Below are 6,977 nucleotides of genomic sequence, written 5' to 3' on the forward strand. Positions count from 1 at the left end.
TTGCGCTTCTCAGCTGCCGGGGCCATCAGCTCCGCCCAGTCCTGCTCGGCGATGATCGCCCAATTTGCAAATTCCAGCGGCAGCGGCTCGGAATAAGCAAGCACAGCATGGCCGTTTAGCCCAGGGACGCCTTTCTGGACGTGCGACTCGCCGTCAAATGCAGTGGTAACCTGAGGGACCGAAGGCAGTTGCGACAGAACTTGATAGCCGTCCTCGAACCGCGATGTGGTCCGCGCAAGCATATCTGAGCCTGCCAGATATATCTGGGTGGTTTGCCCCATGCCCTGGTCGTTGTTGACGATGGCCCCCAGCAGATCCACGGGGATCTGCACCGCCAGCACGCCGACAGTCAGATTGGCATCGTTCACCACGGGAGAGGCTGCAAAAGCGGCAGCTGCGCCGCCGGAGGGCGCATAAGGCTTCATGTCCGCAAAGAAGACCTCGCCGCGGCTGCCTTCAAGGGCGGCACGGTAAACGTCGGCCAGACCTGAGTCCTTGAACGGGCCGGTCATCATGTTGGTACCGTAGTCGTTTTCCTTGAACACCGAGTAGACGATGTCGCCGGCCAGGTTGATCAGGAAGGCATCATAGTAGCCTTTGCTTTCGATCAGCGTCTTATAGGCCGGATGGAAGGTCTCGTGATGCATGTGATAGGGCGACTCGCCCTTGCCGCGCACCAGAAGATGCTTCTGCCCGATCGGATTCGGGTTGTCGTCGATATAGGCCTGGCGCAGGATCTGGCCTGGATTTCCATCCAGATCGTTCCAGGTCATTGTCAGCCATTCGATGGCAGTGGCTGTTGACGGTACCGCCGCCAGCGTCTGCACATCCGCATGAATTCCGTCCAGCAGCGTCTGCACCGAAAACTTCCGGTCCGCCACCATCGAGCGGAACTGGTCTTCCGCAGTTTTTTCGGCGCTTTTTTGGAAGCTGATAGTGCTGATGGTGACGAGAATCGCCGTCACAAGCACACCGAACCCAACAACAAACAATGGCAATTTATGTGCCAGCTTGAGCGATTTGAACGTTTTCATTCCGTCCTCCTAAGAGCAGTGCGGTCTAGGCCACCGCAATAGTGATGCCAGTCAGAATGCGTCCCAGGTGTTAATTTGCCGCTTACGGCGCATGCCGCATGCCGCATTTCGATGCAGAAACATGCCGGATTCTGCTGCGCTCCGGCGTCACTTTCTGAAGGTCTGGTAAAGATGCATCCGCAGGCTGTGCGGAGCCCTGAAAACACGCCTGCTGAACCGCCGCAGGTGATTCTCCGGACCGTCAGAACACAGATAAAAATTGATCGGGTTTCTGACGCGAAATTTTCGCCGGTCTCCTTATGAATCCCCCTCCTGGCGCGGCTGACGGCAATCAAATGTTAAGTCCCGCCACCTAAGAATTGCCCCATCGAACTCGAACTGATCGCCGACAACGGGGGTGCGAATCGCCGAAAATGACTACGGAAACGCAAAAGCACGTTTTGGATCTGCCAAACGCCTTCGCGGAGCTGGATCCGCTGATCGCCTTCCTGCAGGGAGCGCGCGCAAAGGCAGTCGAAATCGACTGCAGCGGCGTTGCCCTGATGCCTTCGCGCTGCCTGCAGCTTCTGCTTGGCGCAGAGCAGCAGTGGCGGTCCGAGGGGGCGGGCTTCGCAGTCACCAACATCACAGAATCCTGCCGCAAGTCCCTGACGCTTCTGGGGCTGGAGCCCAACCGTTTTGAAGACGAGGAAACAGCATGAAAACCAAAGTTCTGGCAATCGACGATTCCCGCACCATCCGGAATCTTCTGGCCGCGACCCTGGAAGAGGCCGGTTTTGAATATCACTGCGCGGTCGATGGCCGCGAGGGAGTGGACATGTACCCTGACGTGGATCCGGACGTGGTGATCACCGACATCAACATGCCCAACCTCGACGGTTTCGGCGTGATCGAGGAGCTGCGCGGCACCGGTATCAATTCCAAGGTTCCGATTCTGGTGCTGACCACTGAAAGCGCACCTGAACTGAAGGCCCGTGCCCGCGGCGCTGGCGCCACCGGCTGGATCACCAAGCCGTTTGATGATGCCTCGCTGATCTTTGCGCTGAAGCGCGTGACTGGAGCTGCGGCCTAAGATGTCGGGTTCGATTCAGGATACCTTCTTTGAGGAGTGCGAAGAGCTCCTTGAAGCAACGGATGAGGGTCTGACCGCCATCGAAGGAGGCGATCACGACTCTGAGGTTGTCAACGCGATCTTCCGCGCCGTGCACTCGATCAAGGGTGGCGCCGGGGCCTTTGGCCTCGATGATCTGGTGGCTTTCGCCCACCGGTTCGAAACCGTGTTTGACGAAGTGCGCTCCAACCGGCTGGAGCTGGACGAGAAGCTGATCCAGCTGCTGCTGCGCTCCAGCGATCAACTGTCAGCACTGGTCGAGGCTGCCCGGGACGGCGGCGAGATAGACGAAGCGCACAATGATACGCTGTTGGCGGCGCTGGATGAATACATTCCGGAAGAAGAGGAAGACCTCACCTTCGAGCCGATGGGGCTCGGCGGCCCGGCGCCCATGATGGATCTTGGCGATCTGGGCGGCGCCCCGGCGGAACCGCAGGAAGAGACCTACCGGATCCGCTTCCAGCCGCTGAAGGAAATGTATGGCACCGGCAACGAGCCGTTCTTCCTGTTCCAGGCGCTCAAGGATCTGGGTGAGCTGACCGTCACCATGGACGAGAATGAGCTGCCCGGCTTTGATGCCATGGACATGAGCGAAGCCTATCTGGCCTGGGATCTGGTGCTGGTCACCAAGGAGACGCGTTCGAAGGTTGAGGCCGTGTTCGAATTCGTCGAGGGCCTGTGCGAGCTGTCGATCAACGGTGATGGCGATGCCGAGGCGGAAGCCAATGCGTTGGCCGCGCTGGATGCGATGTTCGCTGCACCGCCAGCCGCAGATGCCGCAGCTGCCCCTGAGGGGGAGGCGCCTGCAGCCCCTTTTGAGCCGCCGGTCCCCGCACCTGAACCCGAAGCCAAGCCGGCAGCTGCCGAAGAAAAGGCCTCGGCCCCGAAAGCCGAGAGCGGCAAGCAGGAGCAGCGCGGCGGTCCCAAGCCGACGCTCCGCGTCGAACTCGAGCGGGTGGACCGGCTGATCAACGCTGTCGGGGAGCTTATCATCAACCATTCGATGCTGGCCCAGCAGATCGCCAACCTGAACGTCTCGGATACCCGGGATGTGGAGACAGAGCTGGAAGGGNNAGCTGGTCACCGAAGGCGAAAACACCGAGGTCGACAAGACTGTCATCGAACGGTTGTCAGACCCGCTGACGCATATCCTGCGCAATGCGGTCGACCACGGTGTGGAGAAGCCAGACGACAGAGAAGCGGCCGGGAAGTCCAAAATCGGTGAAATCCGGCTGTCTGCCTCCCACCGTTCCGGCAGTGTCTGCATCGAGATCAAGGACGACGGGGCCGGTGTGAACCGCCCGCGCGTGAAACAGATTGCGATCGAGAAAGGGCTGATCCCGGAAAATGCGGAACTGACCGACAGCGAGATCGACAACCTTCTGTTTGCGCCGGGTTTCTCGACGGCCAAGGAGATTTCCAATCTCTCCGGCCGCGGCGTTGGCATGGATGTGGTGAAAAATGCGGTGACCGGTCTCGGCGGGCGCATCAACATCTCATCCTCGCCGGGCAAAGGTTCCACCTTCACCATCATCCTGCCGCTGACCCTGGCAGTGATGGACGGCATGGTGGTGTCGGTTGCCGATCAGACCATGGTGGTGCCGATCACCTCGATCGTCGAAACCATGCGCGGCAGCGACGACATGATCAACAGCCTGGGCGCCGACGGCACCCTGTTGTCGATCCGCGGCAACTTCGTGCCGATCTGCGATGTGGCCGGCGGCCTTGGGCTCTACCGCGAAAGCGATCAGCAAGCGGGCGTCTACCTGCTGGTGGAGACCGAAACCGGCCAGCGCTGCGCCCTGGCGGTGGATGACATCCACGATCAGCGCCAGGTGGTGATCAAGAGCCTGGACGGCGTCTGCGGGGAGATCCCGGGCGTCGCTGCGGCAACCATCCTTGGCGACGGCAAGATCGCCATGATCCTGGACCCTGAAAGCATCATCGCGGCCTCGCCCACTGCGGCCGCCTTTGACACCGAGCGGAGAATGAGCAATGCAAGCTGAAGTGAAGCAAACCGATCAGGAAGTGAAACACGCTGAACACAGCGAGTTTGTGAGCTTCACCGTGGCCGGTCAGGCGTTCTGCCTGAAGATAACCCAGATCCGGGAAATCCGGCGCTGGTCGCCGGTGACCATCCTGCCGCATGCACCCGCCGACGTGCTCGGGGTGATGAACCTGCGCGGTGCGGTGATCCCGATTTATGACCTCTCCGCCCGTTTCGGCCTGCAGCAGACCGAAGCCAGCGAGCGCAATGTGGTCATCGTCGTCTCCGTGCACGGGAAACCGGTCGGCCTGCTGGCAGAATCGGTCTCCGAGATCATCTCGATCAACCCGGACGACATCCAGGACACCCCGCCGGTGGATAGCCGCAACACGATGGAGTACATCCAGGGCATCATCTCGCATGATGACACCATGGTGCGCATCATCAATCTGGATGCGGTGATCTCGGCTCCGGAGCAGGTGATGCCGTGAGCGCAGAAGGTACTATCACTCCCAACGCGGACAGCTTTTCGCTGTCAGACCAGGAATTCGAAGCCATTGCGCAATTCGCGCACAAGAACTTCGGACTGGCGATGGCGAAAAGCAAGAAGCCGCTGGTGTCGTCGCGCCTGGCCCGCAAGCTGCGGCAGCGCAACATCACCAACTTCAAGGATTACCTTGCCAGCCTGGACGGCCCCAATGCCGACGAGGAACGCAGCGGGCTGTTGTCGCTGCTGACCACAAATGTGACCCATTTCTTCCGGGAGCCGCATCACTTCGAAACCCTGCGCAACGNNTGGTGGAACAGGCACGGCGTGGCGGCCGGGTGCGGCTGTGGTCGGCGGGCTGCTCCAACGGGCAGGAACCCTACTCGATTGCGATGACACTGCTGGACGTCTGTCCGGAAGCCGCAAATCTGGACATCAAGATCCTGGGCACCGACATCGACCCGGTGGTGGTGCGCCATGCCCAGGCGGCCAAGTACCCCGAGGACGAGCTGGCCCAGATCGACGCCAAATACAGCAAGCTGGTGCCCAAGCGCGACCCGGACGGGCGGCTGCCGGACAGCCTGCGCAAGCTGATCACCTTTGGGGTGCTGAACCTGATTGAACCCTTCCCTTTCAAGGGAAAGTTCGATGCGATTTTCTGCCGGAACGTTGCGATTTATTTCGACAACCCGACCCAGCAGAAGGTCTGGAGCGCCTTCCAGAATGCCCTGAACCCGGGCGGCACCCTCTTCATCGGTCACTCCGAGCGCATGTCAGGCCCGGCGGCGCAGCACCTGAAGACGGCCGGGATCACCACTTATGTCAACTCACCCGCTGGCAGGTAACCCTGTCCACGGCTGCAAGCAGAGCAGAAGGAAAGAAAAATGAGCTTGAAAGACTCTCTCCGCGTCATGGTTGTTGACGATATGTCGACGAGCCGGGGGATCATCACACAGAGCCTGGATGAGATCGGCATCAAGAACTACATGGTCGAGAACTCCGGTCAGGGCGCTTATCAGAAGCTGACCCAGACCCCGGTTCATCTGGTGCTGTCCGATTACAACATGCCAGGCATGGACGGGCTCGGATTGCTGAAGGCGCTGCGCAGCCATCAGGTGACCCAGCGTGTCGGCTTCATCCTGGTCACCGGCAAGCCGACACCGGAAATCATCCAGGTTGGCAAGCAGATCGGCCTGAACAATATTGTTCGCAAGCCGTTCACGGTGGCAACCATGAAGCAGGCCATCGAACAGGTCGTCGGGCGGCTCTGATCATGGAGCGTCCCGACAAAGCCCTCGGCGAGCTCTGCGCCGCATCCGCGTGGGAAATGGAACAGCTCCGCAGTCAGATGCAAGCGCTGGAGGACGTCGTCCTCGACGTTCTGGAGCGGGGAACCGCGCCGACCAGTCAGGAGCTGCGCTCGCTGCAGGACTTCGACCTGGTTATCCAGACACTGTCGGGGCTCTCCGGGTTCTACCGGCGCGTGCAGGCCCAGGTTGATGAGGCCGGCCCCGCGGACCTGCCTGCGGCAGCGGCCGGTGTCACCCTGGAAAAGCTGCGCGACCGGTTGCGGTCGGCTGGCAGCATGGCCAGCACCTGATACAGTTAGACCCTGTCCGGGTTCGGGCAGGGTCTGTCCGCCGCTATTGCCAGCGGCGGATTTTCTTTTTCTTTTCTGCCGCTAAGGACTACATTGGGCCATAGCTGAATTCGCTAACCCAGGTATCCGCATGTCGTTTCTCTTCAAACCCCTAATTTTCACCGCTTGCCTGCTGCTCGCCGCCGGCGCGCAGGCTGCGACTGACCGCATAGCCCTGGTCATCGGGGTTGCGGACTACCAGTACCTGCCGCCGCTGGAAAATACCCGCAATGACGCCGTTGCCATGGCGGATACACTGGAAGGCATCGGATTCGACGTCAGCCTGGCGCTGGATCCGGGCACGTCTGAGATGGAACAGCTGCTGGATGACTTTGCCTTCCGGTCCGAAGTCGCCGATCTGGCGCTGGTCTATTTTGCCGGCCACGGGATTGAGGTGCAGGGCGAGAACTTTCTGATCCCGGCAGATGCCAAAGTCGCAAGCAACCGTGATGTGCAGCGGCAGTCGCTGTCCTTGAAACAGCTGCTCGGCGCGGTCGACCGGGCCCGCAAGATGCGGATCGTGATCCTGGACAGCTGCCGCGACAATCCGCTGGGCGACTCCATCGCACTGGAACAGAGCAGCGAACAAACAACTCAAACCACGGAAACTACCCGCGGCGGCGGCGGCATGGCCCCGGCAGACCCGGACCGCGGTACCTTGGTGGCCTTTGCCGCCAAGGACGGCCAGGTGGCTTTGGATGGCAGCGGCAGCAATTCAC

At 60.7% G+C, this 6,977-nt stretch carries 9 protein-coding genes and 2 pseudogenes; 10 read left to right on the top strand and 1 reads right to left on the bottom strand.

Features of this window, described 5'->3' with window-relative positions; all coding sequences use genetic code 11:
* Positions 1-1,034, bottom strand: a 1,034-nt coding sequence (locus RA21_RS21450) for a cache domain-containing protein (RefSeq protein ID WP_039152566.1), incomplete at its 3' end; no start/stop codon positions are given.
* A 413-nt stretch (positions 1,035-1,447) separates the two neighbouring features.
* On the opposite strand from RA21_RS21450, the gene RA21_RS21455 reads away from it, so the two are divergent.
* The 10 genes and pseudogenes from RA21_RS21455 to RA21_RS21490 all read left to right on the top strand — a co-directional run.
* Positions 1,448-1,735, top strand: a complete 288-nt coding sequence (locus RA21_RS21455; protein ID WP_029204938.1) for an STAS domain-containing protein — start codon at positions 1,448-1,450, stop codon at positions 1,733-1,735.
* On the top strand, positions 1,732-2,106 hold the full coding sequence (locus RA21_RS21460; protein ID WP_019297430.1) for a response regulator: 375 nt from the start codon (positions 1,732-1,734) through the stop codon (positions 2,104-2,106). The genes RA21_RS21455 and RA21_RS21460 overlap by 4 nt, the downstream gene beginning before the upstream one ends.
* A gap of 1 nt (position 2,107) precedes the next feature.
* A partial coding sequence (locus RA21_RS23290) for an Hpt domain-containing protein (protein WP_241483543.1) occupies positions 2,108-3,217 on the top strand: 1,110 nt, incomplete at its 3' end.
* A 103-nt stretch (positions 3,218-3,320) separates the two neighbouring features.
* Entirely contained in the window at positions 3,321-4,151 is an 831-nt protein-coding gene (locus tag RA21_RS23295; protein WP_446720203.1) for a chemotaxis protein CheA, read from the top strand.
* Positions 4,141-4,623: a chemotaxis protein CheW gene (locus RA21_RS21470; protein WP_019297432.1), complete on the top strand. Its 483-nt coding sequence runs from the start codon at positions 4,141-4,143 to the stop codon at positions 4,621-4,623. The genes RA21_RS23295 and RA21_RS21470 overlap by 11 nt, the downstream gene beginning before the upstream one ends.
* A gap of 41 nt (positions 4,624-4,664) precedes the next feature.
* Positions 4,665-4,926, top strand: a pseudogene (locus tag RA21_RS23300) (chemotaxis protein); the annotation flags it as partial.
* A gap of 2 nt (positions 4,927-4,928) precedes the next feature.
* A pseudogene (locus RA21_RS23305) lies at positions 4,929-5,464 on the top strand (CheR family methyltransferase); the annotation flags it as partial.
* Positions 5,465-5,503: 39 nt separating this feature from the next.
* Positions 5,504-5,890, top strand: coding sequence for a response regulator (locus RA21_RS21480; RefSeq protein WP_039152568.1), 387 nt, complete (start codon positions 5,504-5,506; stop codon positions 5,888-5,890).
* A 2-nt stretch (positions 5,891-5,892) separates the two neighbouring features.
* Positions 5,893-6,219, top strand: coding sequence for a hypothetical protein (locus RA21_RS21485; protein WP_019297435.1), 327 nt, complete (start codon positions 5,893-5,895; stop codon positions 6,217-6,219).
* Between the two features lie 130 nt (positions 6,220-6,349).
* The coding region (locus RA21_RS21490; RefSeq protein ID WP_039152570.1) for a caspase family protein at positions 6,350-6,977 on the top strand (628 nt) is incomplete at its 3' end.

The organism is Leisingera sp. ANG-DT, from assembly GCF_000813785.1.
In the GTDB taxonomy this organism is placed as follows: domain Bacteria; phylum Pseudomonadota; class Alphaproteobacteria; order Rhodobacterales; family Rhodobacteraceae; genus Leisingera.

Bases quoted from the DNA above. Each gene is read 5' to 3' on its own strand.
- RA21_RS21455 (WP_029204938.1), top strand. From the start codon at position 1,448: ATGACTACGGAAACGCAAAAGCACGTTTTGGATCTGCCAAACGCCTTC.
- RA21_RS21460 (WP_019297430.1), top strand. From the start codon at position 1,732: ATGAAAACCAAAGTTCTGGCAATCGACGATTCCCGCACCATCCGGAAT.
- RA21_RS21470 (WP_019297432.1), top strand. From the start codon at position 4,141: ATGCAAGCTGAAGTGAAGCAAACCGATCAGGAAGTGAAACACGCTGAA.
- RA21_RS21480 (WP_039152568.1), top strand. From the start codon at position 5,504: ATGAGCTTGAAAGACTCTCTCCGCGTCATGGTTGTTGACGATATGTCG.
- RA21_RS21485 (WP_019297435.1), top strand. From the start codon at position 5,893: ATGGAGCGTCCCGACAAAGCCCTCGGCGAGCTCTGCGCCGCATCCGCG.